This is a genomic window from Rhizobium ruizarguesonis (genome assembly GCF_012349115.1).
GTDB lineage: Bacteria > Pseudomonadota > Alphaproteobacteria > Rhizobiales > Rhizobiaceae > Rhizobium > Rhizobium ruizarguesonis.
Genome location: NZ_PQIG01000013.1, coordinates 141544 through 163186, shown reverse-complemented (window position 1 = coordinate 163186; position 21643 = coordinate 141544). Strand labels below are relative to the sequence as shown.

The following is a 21643-nucleotide window of genomic DNA, read 5'->3' as shown; positions in this document are numbered from 1 at the left end:
CCCCTCACCGCACCGGCTGATAGTGGCCGCGGAGCGGAACTTTGCCACCCGTGGTAACGAAGCCGTCGCGTTCGCAGACATACATCAGCGTCGGCATGCCGCCGGAACGGAAGATTTCGTCATAACGACGGCGGATCTGCACGGTTTCGGTGCGGCAATTGTAGGATTCCTCCTCTTTCTTGTCCGGCTGCGCCTTGACGCCGGGAAGACCCTTGTAGGGATAGAGGGGTTGAACGCCCGAATCGACGGATTTCGTCCAGTCGACGGCAAAGGCGGACGCCGGGGCGAGGCTCGGCACGGCAACGAGCGATATCAGAAGCATCATCAACAGCCGCATGGGAATTCTCCTGCCGGCTAGAGCGGTTCAGCTTTTCACGGAAACGCAGAACCGCTCTAACTTTTCGTTTTACGCAATTCCGGACGGAAAACCGCTTCGCACTTTTCCTGGAATTGCTCTATAGGCCGCTTCCCCGATGTAGGAAAACCGACGACCGTCATCAAGCGGCCGCAGCGGGCGACTTCCTGAAATAACTTCTGATGACGGGATGGCCGAAGAGACCGGCAAGGATCGCAAAACCCGCGCCGACGACGAAACCGGCAAGAAAACCGCCGATAATGCCGGCGACCAGCAGGATTTTCTTTCCCGGACCATCGGCCTTGACCGGCGGCTCGGCCGGCGAGATGACGCGAATGTTACTCTGGTTGAAATTCTGCTCTTCACTCGTCTGGCTGGAGCGTTTCAGCACCGTCTCGTAAATATCGCGCGCCGCCGTCGCCTTGCGCTGCAATTCGTTCAGTTCCACCTGCTTGTCCGACGAACTCGCCTGTAGCGCCTTCTGCACGGCAAGCTCCTTGGCGATGCTGTCCTCGGCCGCCTTTGCCTGCTCGTATTCGCCCCTTGCCGAGGTGGCGAGACGCTGCAATTCGCCCTTGATTTCGCCGCCAATGCTTTGCAGCGAGGAGCGGGCCGCCTGCAGGCGCGGATGACGCGTGCCCATCTGGCTTTCGAGGCTGCCGACGGCGGCGGCCTGGGTGGCATATTGCTGACGCAGGCTGACGAGCGGCGAGGTGACGCCGCCCTCCGCCTGGTTGCCGGCGACAATGTCCTCGACGCGGAGATTGGCGACGGCATCGGCGCGCGCCTTCGCCTGGATGGTCTTTTCCTGTGCCGTCACCAGCATCGTGTTCAGCGAGACGAGCCGCTGGTCGGAGATCAGGTTGCCCTCGGTCGCGGCCATGTCATTGTCGGCGCGGAAGGTTTCGACAGCCTGCTCGGCTTCCAGCACCTTCTGGCGCAGGTCGTTGAGCCGTCCATCAAGTGTCGACGAGGTGTTTTCGTAGATGCCGTTCGAAGCGCTGTTCTCCTCCTCGGTGAAGGAGGTGACGACCTGGTTGGCAAGCCTTGCGGATTTTTCGGGATCGTTGGTCGTGGCAGCAAGCGAGACGACATAGGTGCTGGCCTCGCGGGTGATGACCAGCGCCTTCTGCAGAGTGCCGATCACGGCGGCGCCATCCGTCCGGCCGCCGGTGAATTCGGGATCCTGGCCGAGCTTCATGGCTTCGGCGACGCGGCGCAGCACATTGCCCGAAGTCAGGATCTGCACCTGGCTGTCGATCAGCGCCGAGATCATTTCCGGCGAGGGGCCCGAGGATTGCGCGCTGGCGTCGGCAAGGCCGATCTGGCGTGGGTCGAAATAGAGGCTGCTGACAGCGGTGAATTTCTGGGCGATCAGCGGCGCCACCGCCCCGCCGGCCACAGCTCCGAGAAGGCCCAGCCCCAGCACGACCAACCGCCGGCTCCAGATCGCGGCGATACTGGAGCGGAGGTCGAGAAGCGGGGCGGCAGGTGCCGACGCTGCATTCAACGGCGCGTCGACGACAGGCTGTTTTGGAGGAGGCGCCGGACGCTCATTTTGGCGGCTTTCGGCAATGCTTGCCGGCGGCACGACGGGTGGCGGGGCGGGTTCGGGCGATGGCCGGACGAAATCATCCGGACGGACGACAGGACTGCGCATGCGCACGCCTTCCGGCGCAGTCTGAGACGGCTCAAAACTGCGCCAGCCAGGGAGCCGGCTTACCCTGTTCCTGTCATACTGGTTCATACGCGCACTCGTGTCCCGCCCAGCGTGAAAGACTGAAGCCGAGGTGCAGATACTTTAGAAATTCTTAGCTAACGGACCGTTAAAATAACTTCAGCGACGCCGATGTTGCGATTTGCCGCGATTGCGAGGATGCCATGAGGACGACACGACATCTGACAGCGCTGCTGCTTGCGGCCGCTCTGATCCCGTCGCCGACCTTTGCGACCGAGGCTCCCTGTTATCGCGGCGTTAATTTGTCCGGCGGTGAATATGGCGAACGCGGCGGCATCTACGGCACCAACTATACCTATCCCGGCGAAGACACGATCGGCTATTTCGCCAAGAAGGGCATGACCATCATCCGGCTGCCCTTCCGCTGGGAGCGGCTGCAGCCGGCGCTCGGCGGACGGCTCGACGAGGATGAGCTCAAGCGGATCAAAGATACGATCGGTCTGATCCGCAAGCACGACATAACGGTTCTGCTCGACCCGCATAATTTCGGCTATTACGACAAGACCCAGGTCGGCACGGCGCCGGCGACGGATGCCGCCTTCGGGGATTTCTGGGCAAGGCTTGCCGTCGAATTTGCCAATCAGGACGGCGTTCTCTTCGGCCTGATGAACGAACCGCACGACATCAAGGCAACCGACTGGCTGGATGCCGCCAATGCGGCGATCCGCAGCATCCGCGCCGTCGGCGCGCGCAACCTCATCCTGGTGCCGGGCACGGCATGGAGCGGCGCGGGCAGCTGGGAAAAGGATGTGATCGGCGGCGCCAACGGCACGGTGATGCTCGGCGTGCGCGATCCGCTCGACTTCTACGCCTATGAGGTCCACCAGTATCTCGACGCCGATTCCTCCGGAACCCATCCGACCTGCGAAGGTGCAGGCGCCGCAGTCGCGGCGATCAACGGCGTCACTGCCTGGCTGAAGCAGAACCACAAACGCGGCTTTCTCGGCGAATTCGGCGCCTCCGCCGACAAGGATTGCATGAGCGGGCTGACCGAGATCTACGCCACCATGTCCGGGAATAGCGATGTCTGGCTCGGCTGGTCCTACTGGGCGGCGGGCGAATGGTGGCCGGCGGACGAGCCGTTCAACGTCCAGCCGCGCAAGGGCATCGAGCGGCCGCAGATGCGGCTTCTTGCCGAGGCGGCAAAAGCCGATGCCGGCACTTGCTCGGCCGTCAAGCCTGCGGGGAAATGAGCATGGCAGTCGTCGATCACAGGACAGCGACATTCACTGTAGCCGGCACCGTAGCCGGCAACCGGCTCGATGCCACCCGTGAGGCATTGCGCACCGATCATACGGTGCTCTGGCTCGGCCTGCTCTCCGTGCTCTACAACGGCATTCTCGCCTTCATCAACCACAACATCGTGCCGCTGTCGATAACGCATGTCGCCGCCAGCGAAGGCCTGATCATGGCGAGCGCCATCATCTACATCCTGCACAAGGGGATCTACGAGACCGACCTTCCGGCCTTCCTGTTCCTGCTGTTCACGCTCATCGTGACCATCTATGTCAGCGTGCTCAACCGCATGCTGTTCATCGATCACTTCCGCAACGTGCTGATTATCTTCTGCTTTACCGGGCTCGGCGGCTGGAGCAACGAGAAAACGATGAAGCTCGCCTTTCGCTGGGCAAGTTTTGCCGTCATGATCTTCCTGATCTTCGAGATCGTCAGCGTGCCGTTCTACGTCAGCATCGTCCACCCGTCCGACTATTTCGCCAATACACGCGGGCTGCTGCCGCTGAGCTACAACACGACGGGCCTCTTTCAGAACGCGCTCGGCTTTCCCGAGCGCTTCTCCTTCGGGATCATCGACCATCGTTCCTCCTCGATCTTCCTCGAACAGGTGTCGCTGGCCAATTTCTGCGGCGTGATCGCGGTCTACCTGATTTCGATGTGGGAAAGGCTTGGTCGCTGGGACCGGTTGCTGATGATCGGCACGGCCGTGCTGATCCTGGTGACGAACGACACGCGCACGATGCTGATCTTCTGCTTTGCCTGCATCGTCGGCTACTTCGTCTTTCCGAAGATCCCGAAGAATTTCAATCTGGCGCTGATGCCGCTGATCGTCGCCGCCGGCTTCCTCGTCTACGTGCTGAAACCCAATGCGACCGGCGACAATTTCACCGGCCGCATCAATCTGACGATGAAGAAGATCATGGAGCTCGATCCGCTCGCCATCTTTGGGCTTTCGGTCGACCGGGTGGCCGAATTCGCCGACAGCGGCTATGTCTACCTGATCTACGCGGCGACGATCTTCGGCGTCATCGCCTTATGGCTGTTCGTCTGCCTCTTTCCCGCCGGGCGCACGGCGGCGCAGCGGCGCTGCGCCCATTCACTTTCTCTTTTCATTTTTCTGAATATGATGATCGGGGGAACCGCGGTCTTCTCGATGAAGATCGCCGGTCTCCTGTGGTTCGTCGTCGGATATATGCGTTTCCACGACAGCCCGCGCATCCGGCAGGGTCGTCCGGCAGATGTATTGAGTTGACCGAGCGGCACGGCTGAGACCGAGGCCCGCGCGAGCCTAGAACAGGATGATTTTAGGCCGGATCGGCCTAAAATCTGAATCCTGTTCTAAATCAAAGAAATAGAGCATGATGTCGTCCGAAAACCGCTCACACTTTTCGGCATCATGCTCTAGGGAGCAAGACGCTCGATGCTTGTCCAGCTTCAATATCTGCGCGCCATCGCGGCGCTGATGGTCGTCTATTTCCACGCGATATTGCAGCTCGCCAAAGTCAATCCCGCGGTCGACGCCACCGCCTTCATCTATGGCGAAACCGGCGTCGACATCTTCTTCGTCCTCAGCGGTTTCGTGATGTGGCTGACGACGAGCGGACGCGCGATGAGCCCGGTCGATTTCGCCCGGCGGCGCATCAAAAGGATCGTGCCGCTCTACTGGCTGGCGACGCTGTTTTCGGCGACTGTGGCGCTGGTGGCCCCGTCATTGCTGAAATCGACGGTGTTCGACCTGCCGCATCTCATCGCCTCGCTGTTCTTCCTGCCATGGGCCAATCCCGCCGATCCCAGCACGATCACGCCGGTGGTCGTTCCGGGCTGGACGCTGAATTACGAAATGTTCTTCTACTTCGTCTTCGCGCTCCTGCTGCCGCTACAGGAAGTTCGCCGCATCCCGGCGATGTTTGCCGTCTTTGCCGTCATCCTGATCGCCTGCCGGCTGCTGCCGGAAACGACTGTGACCCGGTTCTACCGCGAGCCGATCATGCTGGAGTTTCTCGCCGGTGTCGTGCTCGGCTGGCTCTACGGACAGAAGATCCTGCTGCCGAACCGCTGGGCTTGGGCGGCCGTTGCCATGGGCTTCGCCTTTCTCTTCATCAACGAGGCGCTGATGCCGCCGGAAAGCCGGTTCTATGCCTGGGGAATCCCGGCGATTTTCATCGTCTACGGCGCGATCTCCATCGACTTTTCCAGACTGCCGGTTGTGGGATGGCTGAATTATCTCGGCGACTGCTCCTACAGCATCTATATCACCCACGCCTTCACCCTGGCTTTTCTCAGGGTCGCCGCCGATCGCCTGCCGATCGGCATCCTGCAGCAACCGGTGCTCTTCGTCATCCTCTCGCTGGTGCTCTCGTCGATCGGCGGTGCGATCATCCATGAGATCACCTCGCCGCGCCGGAAGGTCGCAGTGGCGAGCCGCCCGCCGGCCTAAAGCGCGTCGAAGGCGAGAATACGCATCCAAGCGGCGCTGACGGTACAGTTTTTCGCGCAACTTCTCCTAAGCTTCAGACTGAGCAATGAGAGAACTTGCGCAAACGTGATGGTTTCTCTTGCAATTTGTCGCATGAATGAAAGTGCGCCGGCCTATTCGCGGCCCGGGCTTTGATCTAAGCACAGCGGCGGCCTTGGAGAGGGAAGAGGGAAAGACATGACAAGTTACGTATTGACGGTATCCTGCAAGTCGACGCGCGGCATCGTGGCGGCGATTTCGAGCTATCTGGCCGACAAGGGCTGCAACATCGTCGACAGTTCCCAGTTCGACGATCTCGATACCGGCAGGTTCTTCACGCGGGTGAGCTTCATCTCCGAGGAAGGCGTGCCGCTTGCCGAACTCAAGGAAGGGTTCGAGCCGATCTGCAAGCGGTTCGCCATGGATGCCGAGATCCATGACGGCAACGCCCGCATGAAGGTGCTCTTGATGGTGTCGCGCTTCGGCCATTGCCTCAACGACCTGCTCTACCGCTGGAAGATCGGCGCGCTGCCGATCGATATCGTCGGCGTCGTCTCCAATCATTTCGACTACCAGAAGGTCGTGGTCAACCACGACATCCCCTTCCACCACATCAAGGTGACGAAGGAGAACAAGCTGCAGGCCGAAGGCCAGATCATGGATATCGTCGAACAGACCGGCACGGAGCTGATCGTGCTGGCCCGCTACATGCAGGTGCTTTCGGATGCGATGTGCCAGAAAATGTCCGGCCGGATCATCAATATCCACCATTCCTTCCTGCCGAGCTTCAAGGGCGCCAATCCTTATAAGCAGGCCTATCAACGCGGCGTGAAGCTGATCGGGGCGACGGCGCATTACGTCACTGCCGATCTCGACGAAGGTCCGATCATCGAGCAGGACACGGCGCGCATCACCCATGCGCAGTCGCCCGACGACTATGTCTCGATCGGCCGCGATGTCGAAAGCCAGGTGCTGGCGCGTGCCATCCACGCCCATATCCACCACCGCACCTTCCTGAACGGCAACCGCACCGTGGTCTTCCCGGCAAGCCCCGGCGGTTACGCCTCCGAACGCATGGGTTGAGCGTCGCCTAGACCCTGCATCTCTTTTGCTGGCGAATGACAATCTCCCGTTGCCTGCCAACGGCAAGTACTCGATTATCTCGTTCAATAGGTAATCGAATCATACAGCGGGAGGGGTGTCATGACCGACGAGGCGCTTGTTGATCGCATGGCGCTGCCGCGTCCCGACGTCACCGCCAGCGACGCGGAAGAGATCCTCCTTGCTCATTACAGCCTCTCCGGCACGCTAACCGAACTCGGCAGCCAGCAGGATCGAAACTATCGCGTCGATAGCGATCGTGGCCGCTACGTCCTGAAGATCTGCCATGCAGCCTACGAGATCCGCGAGCTCGAAGCGCAGAATGCGGCGATCCATCACCTCAAAAGCCGGCAGGATGCGCCGCGCGTTCCGCAGGTGATCCCCACCAATGAGGGGCGGGAGATCGTCGTCCTGACCGTGCGCGGGCGGGGCTATCAGGTCCGGCTGCTGGAATATCTGGAAGGCCAGGGGCTGACGGAGCTGACCTATCTGGCGCCGGCTTCCGTTGCAGCCCTCGGCGCGCTCTGCGCCAGGCTGGCGCTGGCGCTTGCCGATTTCAACCATCCCGGTCTCGACCGCAGCCTGCAATGGGATCTCAGGCGCGCCGGGCCGGTCGCGGTGCAGCTGCTGTCCGCGATCACCGACAGTGCGGCGCGCGACCGGATCGCCAAGACCATGGTCATGGCCATTCGCCGCATCCAGCCGTTGGCGCCATCGCTTCGGCTGCAGGCCGTGCATCATGACGTCACCGGCGACAATGTCGTCGGCCACCGCGACGCCCGTGGCCATACGATCCCCGACGGGGTGATCGATTTCGGCGACATCATCCGCGGCTGGCTGGTCGGCGACCTCGCCGTCACATGCGCTTCGCTGCTGCATCAGGCGGATGGCGACCCTTTTCATATCCTGCCAGCCGTCACCGCCTACCAGGCGATCTATCCACTGACCGGGGAGGAGCTGAAGGCGCTCTGGCCGTTGACCGTCGCACGCGCGGTCATTCTAGTTGCCAGCAGCGAGCAGCAGATTTCGGTCGATCCCGATAATGACTATGTCCGCGGCAATCTCGAGCACGAGCGGACGATCTTCGATACGGCGATGTCCGTTCCCTTCGAACTCATGGAAGCCGCGATCCTCAAGGCGGCCGGCGCAAATGTCGCCGCCCCGGAAGCATCGGGATGGCTACCGTTGCTGCCCAACATCGATCCCGCCGGGATCGCCTATGTCGATCTTGGGGTGCGGAGCCCGCATTTTTCCGCCGGCAACTGGCTGAATACCGACATGGACTGGCGGCTGCTTGCCCGCGTGGCAACCGAAAACGGCACGGCAGCGACACGCTACGGCGAATATCGGCTTTCCCGCGCGAGCCTGGGAAATGCGACGGGACAGGCGACCTGCGCCCTGCATATCGACATATGTCTCGCGGCAGGCAGCGCGATTGCAGCACCCTTTGCCGGCCGCATCGGCTGGAAGGACCAGCATCTGACGCTTGCCAGCGACAGCATGACCCTGCATCTCGATGGGCTCGATCTCTCGGTCGAGGATGGAGCCGAGGTTGCCAGCGGCGATCCGCTCGGCACGGTTATCGGAGAGGCTTCGTCGCTCGGCGGGCTGCGCGTCCAGCTTTGCAACGTCGCAGGTCTCGAACCGCCACTCTTTGCCACACCGCGCGCGGCGGCGGCCTGGTCGGTGCTCTGCCCTTCGCCCTCACTGCTTCTCAGCCCGCAAGCAGATGCACCGAAACCTGATACCGCCGCGCTCTTCGCCAGGCGGCAGGCGCATCTCGCAAGGCCGCAGAAGAACTATTACGCGGCGGCGCCGCAGATCGAGCGCGGCTGGCGAGAGCATTTGTTCGATGTCGAGGGCCGCGCCTATCTCGACATGGTCAACAACGTCACCATTCTCGGCCATGGCCACCCCAGGTTCGCGGCAGCAATCCACGCCCAATGGCTGCGGCTCAACACGAATTCGCGCTTCCACTATGCCGCGATCACGGAATTTTCCGAACGCCTCGCCGCCCTGTCGCCGGACGGGCTCGACACGGTCTTCCTGGTCAACAGCGGCTCGGAGGCGAACGATCTGGCGCTTCGGCTGGCGCAAGCCCATAGCGGCGCGCGCAACATGCTCTGCCTGCTCGAAGCCTATCATGGCTGGTCAGCGGCGAGCGACGCCGTCTCCACCTCGATCGCCGACAATCCGCAGGCACCGACCACCCGGCCGGACTGGGTGCATACCGTCGTTTCGCCGAACACCTATCGCGGCGACTTCCGTGGTCCCGATACGGCAGCGGATTATCTCGGCATGGCGACACCGGTGCTTGAGGCAATTGATGCTGCGGGCGAAGGCCTTGCGGGCTTCATCGCCGAATCGGTCTACGGCAATGCCGGCGGCATTCCATTGCCGGAAGGCTATCTCAAAGAGCTCTACGCGCAGGTGCGCGCCCGCGGCGGCCTCTGCATCGCCGATGAGGTGCAGGTCGGTTATTCCAGGCTCGGACATTATTTCTGGGGCTTCGAGCAGCAAGGGGTCGTGCCTGATATCATCACCGTCGCCAAGGGCATGGGCAACGGCCATCCGCTCGGCGCCGTCATCACCACGCGGGAGATTGCGCAATCGCTGGAGAAGGAGGGCACTTTCTTTTCCTCTACCGGCGGTAGCCCCGTCAGCTGCATCGCCGGCATGACGGTGCTCGACATCATGGCCGAGGAAAAGCTGCAGGAAAATGCCCGGACGGTCGGCGATCATCTGAAGGCGCGGCTCGCCGCGCTGATCGACCGCCATCCGATTGCGGGCGCCGTGCACGGCATGGGCCTCTATCTCGGCCTCGAATTCGTCCGCGACAGAACGACGCTGGAGCCGGCGACGGAAGAGACGGCTGCAATCTGCGACCGGCTTCTCGAACTCGGCGTCATCATGCAGCCGACCGGCGATCACCAAAATGTGCTGAAGATCAAACCGCCGCTCTGCCTCAGCATCGACAGCGCGGATTTTTTCGCGGACATGCTGGAGAAGGTGCTCGAAGAAGGCTGGTGATCCAGGGCTTCCAGCATTAACCAAATCGGTCATTTCGAGGCATGTCGATTTTTAATGAAACGAGCCATTGCCGGATACAGCAAGGCTTCCTATGTCTGCCGCGGTGATCGATCGAACTTCCGATTCTGTCATGCGAATTTAACGAAGGACTGATATGTTTCTTTCTGTAAGTTCGGGCTACGACGGAATGAATTTTTTCGGATCGTCGATATTTTGACATGTTTCGGAATATGTTTCTGACAGGCTATGGGGTAATCTCTACCAAGTTAGTAGATTATCTAAGACAGCCATCACCGGCCCCGGGCTCTACCGGGACCCCTCAAGTGCAACGCCAACATAGGGAACGAGCATGATAGACATCGATATTCTCGCCGATCTCCTTGGGCGATCTGTGCTTGGCAATGACCGTCCGGGCGCCCTCTCCCGCCCGAACTGTCGAATGTGACGTTCGTCCTCCTTTCAACGGTACCAGACAAGTCAATTCGCCATGGCTGCGCATGTTGTGCGGCAGGAGTTCTATCTATGAAGAAGCAAGTTATCGAATATGCAGGCGTTCCCGTCGGGATCGTCATTCCCGATGAAGATCGGCTGAAGTTCATCGCCGTGAAATTTCATGTCCACGACCTCGACGAGCAGCGTTTCGGCTCGCCCGATGAGGTGCGGCTGGCCATCCATGACCTGATGACCCGCCGTCATCCGAAGCCGCTTCATGCCTGAGGGCATGAGGCCGCGATTAGCATTCGCGGCTTTTCCCGATGTCCGACCGGTCCCGCCAAATGGGGCCGGTCTTGTTTTTTGAGGGCATTACAGCGCCGCGCGTCTTTGTCAGACGCGCAAGGGACGCTGTAACACTTTGAATTGCTGCATAATTTTATCCTTAAATCGATTCCGATTTAAGGAATTATGCAGTACAGTCCTATCGGCCGCCTTTCCGCATAAGGATCCGCCCTTGCCCGATCTTCTCAACCTTATCACCGACATCGAAGGCGTCTCCGCCGGCCATGCGACCGACCTTGCGCTCGGTTCCGGCGTCACGGTCATCGTCTTCGACGAACCGGCCGTCGCATCCGGCACGGTGCTTGGCGGTGCGCCCGGCGGGCGCGACACCGGCCTGCTCGATCCGTCAATGACCGTCAATGCCGTGGATGCCTTCGTGCTCTCCGGCGGCTCTGCCTTCGGGCTGGATGCCGCCGGCGGCGTGCAGGCGGGCCTGCGCGAACTCGGCCGCGGCTTTGCCGTCGGGCCAGTGCGCATTCCAATCGTGCCACAGGCGATCCTGATGGACCTGCTGAACGGCGGCGACAAGGATTGGGGCCTTCATTCTCCCTACCGCGACATGGGTTATGCGGCGTTGAAGGCGGCTGCCAAGGGCACATTCGCACTCGGCACGACAGGTGCCGGCACAGGGGCGACGACGGCCACCGTCAAGGGCGGGCTCGGCTCGGCCAGCGCCGTCAGCAGCACCGGGCATCGCATCGCGGCGATCGTCGCAGTCAATGCGCTCGGCTCCGCAACGATCGGCGACGGGCCTCATTTCTGGGCGGCGCCTTTCGAAAAAGATGCGGAATTCGGTGGGCTCGGCATGCCTGATGTGGCTGACCACAGCATGCGGCTCAAGGGCATGAACACCCCGGCGACGACGATCGGCGCTGTCGTGACCGATGCGCAGCTGACGAAGGCCGAGGCGCACCGGCTTTCGCTCGCCGGCCATGACGGCCTTGCCCGAGCACTGCTGCCGGCGCACCTGCCGCTCGACGGCGACACCGTCTTTGCCGCTTCGACGGCCAAGCATCGAAGAGACGACATGGCGAGCCTGATGGAGCTTTGCCATCTCGCGACTATCGTCATGGCGCGGGCGATCGCCCGTGGGGTCTACGCTGCGACCGCGCTGCCGGTCGAGGGCGCGCAAAAGGCCTGGCGCGACCGCTATCCGAGCAGCGGTTGATTGAATAGGGTCAGACTCTCTACAGATCCAATATGCCGAATGGCGGAGAGACGTGAATGCAGATCCGGGCGCTGATGTATTTCGACGAGCTGGTCAGGACCAATTCGATGCGCCAGGCGGCCGAGAATCTCAATGTCGCACCGACGGCGATCAGCCGGCAGATCGAGAACCTCGAATATCATTTCGGTGCGCCGCTCGTCGAACGCAGCGCCCGCGGCGTCAAGCTGACGGCCGCCGGCGAGCTGCTTGCCGCCCGCGCCGGCCGGACGCTGCGCGAGCTCGATCACGTGCAGCAGCTGATCGAAGACCTGAAGGGCCTGCAGCGCGGCCGCGTCAGCATCTATGCCAATGGCGCGACCGTCGCCAATCTGCTGGCGCCGGCGCTCGCCGAATTCAGCCTGAAATATCCGAAGCTGCGCTTTACCGTGACGATCACCAGCGCGCGGCAGGCGGTCGACGCCGTCAACAGCGCCGAGGCGGATATTGCGGTGACGCTGTTTGCGCCTCCTATGTCCGGCACCAAGGTACGGCTGCGCTCCGAGATCGTCTATGATCTGATCACCGCGCCGCAGCATCCTGCGGCCGCGCATGCCGAGATCGCGGTCCGGGAGCTCGCCGACTATGCGCTGGCGCTGCCGGATCAATCCTTCGGCTTCCGCCAGGCCTTCGACGCGCTGTTCGAGAAGGAGGGGCTAAGCCTCGATCCCGTCTTCGTCACCAGCTCGCTCGAAATGCTGAAGGAACTCGTGCTCAGCGGGGCTGCGGCCACGCTGCTGCCGGCGCTGACCGTCCGCCGCGAGATCGAAGCGGGTCAGCTCCTTGCCATTCCGCTCGCCGGCAAGACCGGCATCCGCACCCATGTCGATCTCTGCGTCGCGCCGGACCGGCAGCTGTCCTTCGCTGCGACGAAACTCCTCGACTTCATCGAGAGGTTCATGCGCGAACGTACGAACCGCCGGGCCGAGACGAGAGACTGACGCTTCGAGCTTGCATTGCCAGCGGATTTGCGGTGTAGCTGTTTCGGCTACACTGAGCACACAAAATCGTCATTGTGTGTGCACTGGCATAGTGCCACTCTATTCGCAAAAGGGCCTGCCATCGCAGCGTGGCCAGACAAGGGAACGTGATGATCAAGCTTTCGTTTGCGCCTTTAGCGCGTTTCGCCCGGCGGCTCTCGCTCAGTGCCGCACTTTCGGCCGGCCTGGTGATGACGGCGATGACGCCGGCCGAGGCGGCAAAGACCACCCTTAATCTCGGCATGAGCGTTGAGCCGGCCGGTCTCGATCCGACGATCGCAGCACCGGTCGCGATCGGCCAGGTGACCTGGCAAAACGTGTTCGAAGGGCTGGTGACGATCGACCAGGCCGGCAAGATCCAGCCGCAGCTGGCGAAAAGCTGGGAAATCTCGCCCGATGGCCTGACCTATACGTTCAAGCTGCAGACCGGCGTCAATTTCCATGATGGCGAGGCCTTCGATGCCGCGAGCGCCAAGTTTTCGCTCGACCGCGCCCGCGGCGCGGATTCGGTCAATCCGCAGAAGCGCTTCTTCGCCTCGATCGCCTCGATCGATACACCCGATGCCGAAACGCTGGTGCTGCATCTCTCGGCACCGACCGGCAGCCTGATCTACTGGCTCGGCTGGCCGGCCTCAGTGATGGTCGCACCGAAGACGGCTGCCGACGACAAGACGACGCCAGTGGGCACCGGTCCGCTCAAATTCGCCAGCTGGGCGAAGGGCGACAAAGTCGAACTCACCAGGAATGCCGATTATTGGAACAAGGATGCGGCCGCCAAACTCGACAAGGTGACCTTCCGCTTCATCGCCGATCCGCAGGCGCAGGCGGCTGCGCTGAAATCCGGCGATCTTGATGCCTTTCCGGAATTTGCCGCACCCGAGCTGATGAGTTCCTTCGACGGCGATGCGAGGCTCGTCACCAAGATCGGCAATACCGAACTCAAGGTCGTTGCCGGCATGAACAATGCCAAGAAGCCTTTCGACGACAAACGCGTCCGCCAGGCGCTGATGATGGCGATCGACCGCAAGACGGTGATAGACGGCGCATGGTCGGGCCTCGGCACGCCGATCGGCAGCCACTACACGCCGAACGATCCGGGCTATCAGGACATGACCAATGTGCTGCCCTATGACATCGAAAAGGCGAAGGCGCTGCTCGCCGAAGCCGGCTACCCCAACGGCTTTACCTTCACGATCAAATCGCCGCAGATGGCCTATGCGCCGCGCAGTGCCCAGGTGATGCAGGCGATGTTTGCCGAAATCGGCGTGACGATGAATATCGAGCCGACCGAATTTCCGGCGAAATGGGTCCAGGACATCATGAAGGACCGCAACTTCGACATGACGATCGTTGCCCATGCCGAACCGCTCGACATCGACATCTATGGGCGCGATCCCTATTATTTCAATTATAAGAACCCCGCTTTCAACGCGCTGATGAAGAAGGTCCAAGAGACGACCGATCCGGACGCGCAGAATACGATCTATGGCGAAGCGCAGAAGATCCTCGCCGAGGACGTGCCGGCGCTCTACCTCTTCGTCATGCCGAAACTCGGCGTCTGGGACAAACACCTGAAAGGGCTGTGGGAGAACGAGCCGATCCCCTCCAACGTGCTCTCCGGCGTCTCCTGGGACGAGTGAGCGAACAGTTAAGGCGGATTGAGAGGCACGATGAGCGAGGGGAAGCCGCATAGCGAGCTGTTCAATGCCGGTCGCAGCTTTCGCCGTTTCACATTAAAAGTGTGGCACGCATGATCCCGCTCCTCGCCCGCCGCTTCACCGGTCTCCTGGTCACGCTCGTCATCGTCTCGCTGCTGATCTTCACCATCATGGACCTTCTGCCCGGCGATCCCGCCTCGATCCTGCTCGGCACCTCGGCGACACCGGAAACGCTTGCCGCGCTACGCCACGATCTCGGGCTCGATCAGCCGCTGCTGCTGCGTTACTGGCAATGGTTGACCGGCGTGCTATCCGGCAATCTCGGCAATTCGCTAACCTATGGCGTACCGGTCGCAGGATTGATCGTCGAGCGGCTGACCGTGACGCTGCCGTTGGCGCTGATGGCGATTATGCTTTCGGTGGCGATTGCCTTGCCGCTCGGCGTGCTGGCCGCCTCGCGCCGCGGCGGCATCTTCGACATCGTCGCAACGCTCTTTTCGCAGGTCAGCATCGCCGTGCCCGCCTTCTGGGTGGCGCTGCTCTTGATCATTCTGTTTTCGACGGTGCTCGGGCTGATGCCGGCCGGCGGCTTCCCGGGCTGGAGTGCCGGCCTGCTGCCGGCGCTGCAGGCGCTGGTTATGCCCGCCGTCGCGCTGGCGATGCCGCAGGCGGGCGTGTTGACGCGGGTGGCACGCTCGGCGGTACTCGACACGATGCATGAGGATTTTGCCCGCACCGCAGTGGCCAAGGGACTGTCACGCAGTGCGGTACTGTGGCGCCATATCGTGCCGAACGCGCTGATACCGATCCTCACCATGATCGGGCTGCAATTCACCTTTCTCGTCGCCGGCGCGGTGCTGGTTGAAAACGTCTTCAACCTGCCCGGCCTCGGGCGGCTCGCGCTGCAGGCGCTCTCCCAGCGCGACGTCATCGTCATGCAGGATGTCGTGCTGTTCTTCGCAGGCCTCGTCATCGTGATGAATTTCATTGTCGATCTCTCCTATCTGGCGATCGATCCCAGGATGAGAAAGGCGGCCTGAACCATGGTACCGATTGCATCCCCCGCGATCGCCGGCCGCCATCGAGTCTTTAGACTTAGCCGGCGAATGAACTTGATTGCTGGGACTGTCATCATCGGGCTGCTGGTCGCCGTTGCGCTGCTGTCACTCGTCTGGACGCCGCTGCCGCCAGCGAAAATGCAGATCATCCACAAGCTGCAGCCGCCGCTTGCCTTCGGCCTGTTCGGCACGGACCAGTTCGGCCACGACGTGCTTTCGATGCTGATGGTAGGCTGCTGGAATTCACTGTCGATCGCCATCACAGCGGTTATGATCGGCGGGACGCTGGGTTCGATCGCCGGTATTTCAGCCGCGGCGATCCGCGGTCCCTTCGAAGCGCTGCTGATGCGCATCTGCGATGTCATCTTCGCCTTGCCGCCGATCCTGTCCGCCATGATGCTCGGCGCCTTTCTCGGGCCAGGGCGGTTCACCGCAATCACCGCGATTGCCGTCTTCATGATCCCGGTCTTTGCCCGCGTCACCCTCGCGACCTCGCTGCAGGCCTGGAGCCGCGACTATGTGACGGCGGCGCGCGCCATCGGCAATACGCGACTGACCATTTCGCTGCGCCATGTGCTGCCGAATATCATGAGCCAGATCATCGTGCATGGCGCGATCCAGCTGGGGTTGGCGATCCTCACCGAAGCGGGTCTCAGCTTCCTCGGGCTCGGCATGGCGCCGCCGGCGCCGACCTGGGGCCGGATGCTTGCCGATGCGCAAACCTATCTGGCGCTCGCCCCCTGGCTGGCGATCCTGCCCGGCCTTGCCATCGCGCTCACCGTCTTCGGCTTCAACATGCTCGGCGACGGTTTGCGCGATCTGCTCGACCCGCGCGAGGCAAGCCGTTGATGTCCTCCCCAGACGAAAAGCCCGAAAGACCATGCCATGACCAAAACCGACCTCACCATCCGCGAACTCAGGCAGCGCTTCGCTGATAAAAGCCTCTCCCCTCTCGAATACTGGCTTTCCCTCGAAGACCATATCGCGGCCTGGGAGCCTTCGATTTCGGCACTCTACCTCTACGATCCGGAATCGGCGCGCGCCCAGGCGAAAGCGTCGACGGAGCGCTGGGCGAAGGGAGAAACGCTTGGCGCCCTGGACGGCATCCCGGTGACGCTGAAAGAGCTGATCGCCACGAAGGGCCAGCCGGTGCCGCTCGGCACGAGGGCAGTGGAACTCAAGCCGGCAGAGGCCGACGCACCGGCCGCCGCCCGGCTGCGGGAAGACGGCGCGGTGATCTTCGCCAAGACCACCTGCCCCGATTACGGTATGCTTTCCTCCGGACTTTCGAGCTTTCATCCTCTCAGCCGCAATCCCTGGAACACCACGCAAAATCCCGGCGGATCGAGCGCCGGGGCTTCCGCAGCGGCGGCGGCCGGCTACGGACCGCTGCATATCGGCACCGATATCGGCGGCTCGGTGCGCCTTCCCGCCGGTTGGACCGGCATCTTCGGCTTCAAGCCGAGCCATGGGCGCATTCCAGCCGATCCCTATTATGTTGGGCGCTGCGTCGGGCCGATGGCGCGCACGGTCGAGGATGCGGCCTTTTCGATGGCGACGCTGTCACGCCCGGACTGGCGCGACGGCACGAGCCTGCCGCCGAACGATTTCAACTGGATGGATCTCGATATCGACGTGTCGGGCATGAAGATCGGGCTGATGCTCGAAGCCGGCTGCGGGCTTGCGGTGGAGGATGAGATCAGGGTCGCGGTCGAAGCGGCGGCGCAACATTTCGAGAAGGCCGGCGCGACTATTGTATCAGTCCAACCGGTGCTGACACGCGCGATGCTGGATGGCCTCGACAATTTCTGGCGGTCCCGGTTCTGGGGCGATATCGCCGACCTCGACGAAGAACGGCGGGACAGCATCCTGCCCTATATCAGGGATTGGGCGATGGGCGGCGCCGACATCAGCGGCGTCGATGCGGTCAGGGGCTTCAACCAGACGATCGAGATGCGCAAGAGCTGCGGACGGCTGTTTACCGAGGTCGACGCCCTGCTTTCGCCGACCAATCCGATCATCTCCTATGCGGCCGAATGGGCATCGCCGACCAACGATCCGGCCCTGCCGTTCGAGCACATCGCTTTCACGGTGCCGTGGAACATGTCGGAGCAGCCGGCCGCTTCGATCAATTGCGGTTTCTCCCGATCGGGCATGCCGATCGGCCTGCAGATCGTCGGGCCGCGTTTCGACGATCTGCGGGTGCTGAGGCTGTCGAAAGCCTTCGAAGACTGGACGGGCGGGGTAAGATCCTGGCCGCGGCCTCCGATCAGTTGATCAGCTGATCGGACGGCGATAGCCGGTCGGTTGCTGGTAGAGCCAGCCGATGCGCTCGACGGCGGCCGCGAAATTCTCGCGCGCTACCGTCATGCTGTGGCCATTGGCATGGAGGATGGTTTCTGGATCCTCGAAGATGGCGACATGGCCCTTCCAGAATACGAGGTCGCCACGGCGGATTTCGGCGCGATCGATCGGCTGGCCGAGGCCTGCTGCCTGCAGGTCGGTATCGCGCGGCGCAGCTCTGCCCGTCATCAGCATGGCAAGCTGGACGAGGCCGGAGCAATCGATACCGAGACCGGAACGTCCGCCCCAGAGATAGGGCGTTTCCAGGAAACGGGCTGCGATGCCGACATAATCGGCACCGTCGAGAGCGCCGATCGGCTGGACGTGCTTGGCGAAGATCGCCGTTCCGTCCTCGAGCACGACATAGCGATTGCCCCGCGCTTCCGCCTCGCCGGCGACATGAACGCGGCTTCCCATCGACACGGTGGCCTGGTGGGGCTTGCGCAGTTCCGGTTCGGGATAGACGAAGGAGCGCTGCACGGTGACGATATGGGTCGGCGCCGGTTTGCCTTCCAAGAGCGCGTCTGCCGCGACATACCCGACATAGCCGTCAGAGGCGGCTTTCACCCAGCACCAGCCGTCGGCGCGATCGAAAACCGTCACGTCCTCGCCGAGAAGCAGCTCGGTATCGATGCCGCGCGCAACATCCGGTTCAGGGCGCAAACCCACGACGGGAATGGCGACACGCGCCGGCGCGCCTTCCACAAAGCGCGACGCCTCGACCTTGCCTTCAAGCCTCGCTTCCGCGAGATCAGGTCTGTAGGCATGCAGGCGGCGGTCGAGCATCGTCATTCGCATTCCTTTCAGATCGGCAGCCGGCGGGCCTGATCTCGTATGAGATCGCCGAGCTTTTCCAGGTAGAGCGCGCCGCCGACGGTGCGCTTGATGATCACGTTGCGCCGGTCGGCATCGTCACGCACACGATCGACTAGGCCCATCTCGCCCATCGTATCCAAGGCGCGGGTAATGACCGGCTTGGTGACATCAAGCGTGGCGGCAAGCCCGCGCACCGTGTGCGGCGGCGGCACCAGATAAATATGCAGCAGGATCGCCATCTGGCGCAACGTCAAATCGCGGTCATCGTGGCGGACTTGATCGAGCGCCGCGCCATGCCAGAGCCCCAGCGCCTGCGAGGCGGTCAGTTCGATCGGCACGGCCCCTCCGGAAGATCGTTACGCTAACGTTTCATTTTCCGGTAGTTGCCATGCACATGCAAGGGGCGCTGGAAATTGCCGCCCGGCAGGGTGAATAAAATTTTAACGATCGGCAGCGAGGCGCAGCGCGTGAACACGCGGCGCGCCTCAACGCTTTTTTGCGTACGGGCTCAGCGCAGGCTCTCGCGGATATGATGAAAGAGCGCGCGGATCGCCTGTGCCTCGCCGCCGCCCGGCGAATGCGGCCGTTCGGACGGAGCCCAGCCGAAAATATCGAAATGCGCCCAGCTCTTCGCCTTGCTGACGAAACGCTTGAGGAAGAGGGCCGCAGTGATCGCACCCGCCATGCCGCCGGCCGGCGCGTTGGTAAGGTCGGCGAATTTGGTGCGGATATCCTTTTCGTAGCCGGAATAGAGCGGCAGGCGCCAGAGCGGATCGTCGGTTTCCAGGCTCGCTTCGGTCAGGTCATGCGCCAGATTGGCGTCATCGGTGAAGAAGGGCGGGAGATCCGGACCGAGAGCAACGCGGGCGGCGCCGGTCAGCGTCGCCATGTCGATCAAGAGCTCGGGCTCTTCCTCGTCGGCATAAGCGAGCGCATCGGCAAGGATCAAACGGCCCTCGGCGTCGGTATTGTCGATCTGGACGGTCAGGCCCTTGCGGCTCCGATAGATGTCGCCGGGGCGGAAGGCATTGGACGAGATCGCGTTTTCGACGACCGGGACGATAACACGCAGGTCGACTTTCAGCTTGGCGTCCATGATCATCAGGGCAAGCCCCATGACATTCGCCGCGCCGCCCATGTCTTTCTTCATCAGCAGCATGGAGGCGGCAGGCTTGATGTCGAGACCGCCGGTGTCGAAGCAGACGCCCTTGCCGACGAGCGTCACCTTGCGATGGCCCTTCTTGCCCCAGCGCAGCTCGAGAAGGCGCGGCGCATCGGCGCTGGCGCGGCCGACGGTATGGACCAGCGGGAAGTTTTGCGTGAGCAGGTCGTCGCCCGTAATCACCGATATCTCCGCCTTGTAATGTTCGGCCAGACTACGGAAAACGGCCTCGAGCTGCACCGGCCCCATGTCATTCGTCGGCGTATTGATGAGGTCACGGGCGAGAAAGACGCCGGCCAGCTGGCGCTTGATGTCGGCGGCGTCGGCATCGCGGGGGATCATCAGCGTCGCCGCCGGCGATTTTTCGGATTTGTAACGGTCGAAGCGGTAGCTGCCGAGCCCAAAGCCGAGGGCCAGGCGATTTGCCGTCAGCGGCGCGGTCTCGATGTGCCAGTCGCCGGCCGGCAGCGCGCGGGCGAGCCTGCCGGTGATGTAAGGCTGCTCTGATGGATTGGTGCCGAGGCCGTAAAGCGCGCCGCCGAGATGGCCTTCAGCCGTCGGGATCAGCAGCAGCGACCCGCTTTCGGCCTTGTAGCCTGCTCTGCGCGCCCAATCGAGCGCGATCGGATCGATCGTGCCGGTCTCGATATGGGCAGGCGTGACGGCAAAGATCGGCAGCGTCGAACCGCCCTTCGTGTTGAAAGGAGTCGGTCTCTCGATGAACTGATAGGGGGCCATGATTGTCCTTCGGCGGTCGTAAGGAATCGTTCCTTAACGGTCTGTTAGGGTTAACAGACTATTGCTGGAGCGAAGATTGCGTCAAACCTTTCCCTGTTCCGCTTCGAGGTCAGGCGCCGATTTCGGAATCCAGGAACGCGTCATGCCTGCCTCGCTCACCACCATATTCACGAATCGTATCCTGCAGGGCGCTGCGGCCTCGCTGATCGTCTTGGCGCTTGCCGGCTGCTCGACGACCAAGGACCGGATGACAACCGGCTCGGTGCCGAAGCTCACCAAGCCGGTTGAAGAGATGGACGCGACCGAGCTGCGCTCGGCGACGGACCGGCTCGGCCAGGCCTATGAAAAGAACCCGCGTGATCCCGTCACCGGCGTCAATTATGCCAATCTGCTGCGCATGAACGGCCGCGACACCCAGGCGCTCGCCGTCATGCAGCAGGTGGCGATCGCCAATCCCGGCGACCGCAACGTGCTGGCCGCCTACGGCAAGGCGCAGGCGGCGGCCGGCCAGTTCCAGCAGGCGCTCGACACGATCGGCCGCGCCCAGACACCCGACCGTCCGGACTGGAAGCTGGTCTCGGCCCAAGGCGCGATCCTCGACCAGATGGGCCGGGCAAGCGATGCCAGGCAGCGCTACCGCGACGCGCTCGACATCCAGCCGAACGAGCCCTCCATCCTCTCCAACCTCGGCATGTCCTACGTGCTGACCGGCGATCTGCGCACGGCCGAAACCTATCTGCGCTCCGCCGCCAGCCAGCCGACGGCCGACAGCCGCGTCCGGCAGAACCTTGCCCTCGTCGTCGGTCTGCAAGGACGTTTCCCGGAAGCCGAGCAGATCGCGCGGCGCGAACTTTCGCCGCAACAGGCCGATGCCAATGTCGCCTATCTCAGAGGCATGCTCTCGCAGCAGAATTCGTGGCAGAGACTCGCCGCCAAGGACAAGACGCCGGGCGCAGCGGACAGCAGCAATACCAACTGACCGGATCTCCTCA

General features: G+C 62.4%; 18 protein-coding genes. 13 read left to right on the top strand and 5 right to left on the bottom strand.

Annotated elements, in window-relative coordinates:
• Positions 1-4: 4 nt before the first annotated feature.
• Together C3Y91_RS03220 and C3Y91_RS03215 are read right to left on the bottom strand one after the other, a co-directional pair.
• Complete coding sequence (locus tag C3Y91_RS03220) at positions 5-337, bottom strand: hypothetical protein (RefSeq protein WP_018070294.1); 333 nt, start codon at positions 335-337, stop codon at positions 5-7.
• A gap of 160 nt (positions 338-497) precedes the next feature.
• Positions 498-2102, bottom strand: a complete 1605-nt coding sequence (locus C3Y91_RS03215) for a GumC family protein (protein ID WP_018070295.1) — start codon at positions 2100-2102, stop codon at positions 498-500.
• A 134-nt stretch (positions 2103-2236) separates the two neighbouring features.
• On the opposite strand from C3Y91_RS03215, the gene C3Y91_RS03210 reads away from it, so the two are divergent.
• The 12 genes from C3Y91_RS03210 to C3Y91_RS03155 all read left to right on the top strand — a co-directional run bounded on the left by C3Y91_RS03210 (position 2237) and on the right by C3Y91_RS03155 (position 17869).
• Positions 2237-3286: a glycoside hydrolase family 5 protein gene (locus tag C3Y91_RS03210; RefSeq protein WP_168574963.1), complete on the top strand. Its 1050-nt coding sequence runs from the start codon at positions 2237-2239 to the stop codon at positions 3284-3286.
• 2 nt (positions 3287-3288) lie between these two features.
• The gene (locus C3Y91_RS03205; RefSeq protein WP_168574962.1) at positions 3289-4581 is read left to right on the top strand and encodes a hypothetical protein; all 1293 of its coding nucleotides are present in this window, start codon (positions 3289-3291) and stop codon (positions 4579-4581) included.
• 168 nt (positions 4582-4749) lie between these two features.
• Entirely contained in the window at positions 4750-5766 is a 1017-nt protein-coding gene (locus C3Y91_RS03200) for an acyltransferase family protein (protein ID WP_168574961.1), read from the top strand.
• A 216-nt stretch (positions 5767-5982) separates the two neighbouring features.
• A complete protein-coding gene (gene purU / locus C3Y91_RS03195) occupies positions 5983-6867 on the top strand; it encodes a formyltetrahydrofolate deformylase (protein ID WP_018070299.1) in 885 nt (294 codons plus the stop codon).
• 120 nt (positions 6868-6987) lie between these two features.
• Positions 6988-9915 (top strand): aminotransferase, encoded by a 2928-nt coding sequence (locus tag C3Y91_RS03190; RefSeq protein WP_164567436.1) that lies wholly within the window; start codon positions 6988-6990, stop codon positions 9913-9915.
• 522 nt (positions 9916-10437) lie between these two features.
• Positions 10438-10632: a hypothetical protein gene (locus tag C3Y91_RS03185; protein WP_003544544.1), complete on the top strand. Its 195-nt coding sequence runs from the start codon at positions 10438-10440 to the stop codon at positions 10630-10632.
• 232 nt (positions 10633-10864) lie between these two features.
• Positions 10865-11860 (top strand): P1 family peptidase, encoded by a 996-nt coding sequence (locus C3Y91_RS03180; RefSeq protein WP_168574960.1) that lies wholly within the window; start codon positions 10865-10867, stop codon positions 11858-11860.
• A gap of 56 nt (positions 11861-11916) precedes the next feature.
• The gene (locus tag C3Y91_RS03175) at positions 11917-12837 is read left to right on the top strand and encodes a LysR substrate-binding domain-containing protein (protein ID WP_018070302.1); all 921 of its coding nucleotides are present in this window, start codon (positions 11917-11919) and stop codon (positions 12835-12837) included.
• Positions 12838-12986: 149 nt separating this feature from the next.
• A complete protein-coding gene (locus C3Y91_RS03170) occupies positions 12987-14516 on the top strand; it encodes an ABC transporter substrate-binding protein (RefSeq protein ID WP_168574959.1) in 1530 nt (509 codons plus the stop codon).
• Positions 14517-14626: 110 nt separating this feature from the next.
• On the top strand, positions 14627-15574 hold the full coding sequence (locus tag C3Y91_RS03165) for an ABC transporter permease (protein ID WP_018070304.1): 948 nt from the start codon (positions 14627-14629) through the stop codon (positions 15572-15574).
• 3 nt (positions 15575-15577) lie between these two features.
• The gene (locus C3Y91_RS03160) at positions 15578-16441 is read left to right on the top strand and encodes an ABC transporter permease (protein ID WP_018495741.1); all 864 of its coding nucleotides are present in this window, start codon (positions 15578-15580) and stop codon (positions 16439-16441) included.
• 36 nt (positions 16442-16477) lie between these two features.
• Positions 16478-17869, top strand: coding sequence for an amidase (locus C3Y91_RS03155; protein ID WP_168251751.1), 1392 nt, complete (start codon positions 16478-16480; stop codon positions 17867-17869).
• Here C3Y91_RS03155 and C3Y91_RS03150 read toward each other — a convergent pair whose 3' ends face one another.
• The 3 genes from C3Y91_RS03150 to C3Y91_RS03140 form a co-directional block, all read right to left on the bottom strand.
• Positions 17870-18727 (bottom strand): C40 family peptidase, encoded by an 858-nt coding sequence (locus C3Y91_RS03150; RefSeq protein WP_024323508.1) that lies wholly within the window; start codon positions 18725-18727, stop codon positions 17870-17872.
• Positions 18728-18738: 11 nt separating this feature from the next.
• Positions 18739-19089 (bottom strand): MarR family transcriptional regulator, encoded by a 351-nt coding sequence (locus tag C3Y91_RS03145; protein ID WP_003544522.1) that lies wholly within the window; start codon positions 19087-19089, stop codon positions 18739-18741.
• 170 nt (positions 19090-19259) lie between these two features.
• Complete coding sequence (locus C3Y91_RS03140; protein ID WP_018070308.1) at positions 19260-20651, bottom strand: leucyl aminopeptidase; 1392 nt, start codon at positions 20649-20651, stop codon at positions 19260-19262.
• 142 nt (positions 20652-20793) lie between these two features.
• Here C3Y91_RS03140 and C3Y91_RS03135 point away from each other — a divergent pair, with 142 nt between their 5' ends.
• Positions 20794-21630, top strand: coding sequence for a tetratricopeptide repeat protein (locus C3Y91_RS03135; protein ID WP_168574958.1), 837 nt, complete (start codon positions 20794-20796; stop codon positions 21628-21630).
• The last annotated feature ends 13 nt before the right edge of the window (positions 21631-21643 follow it).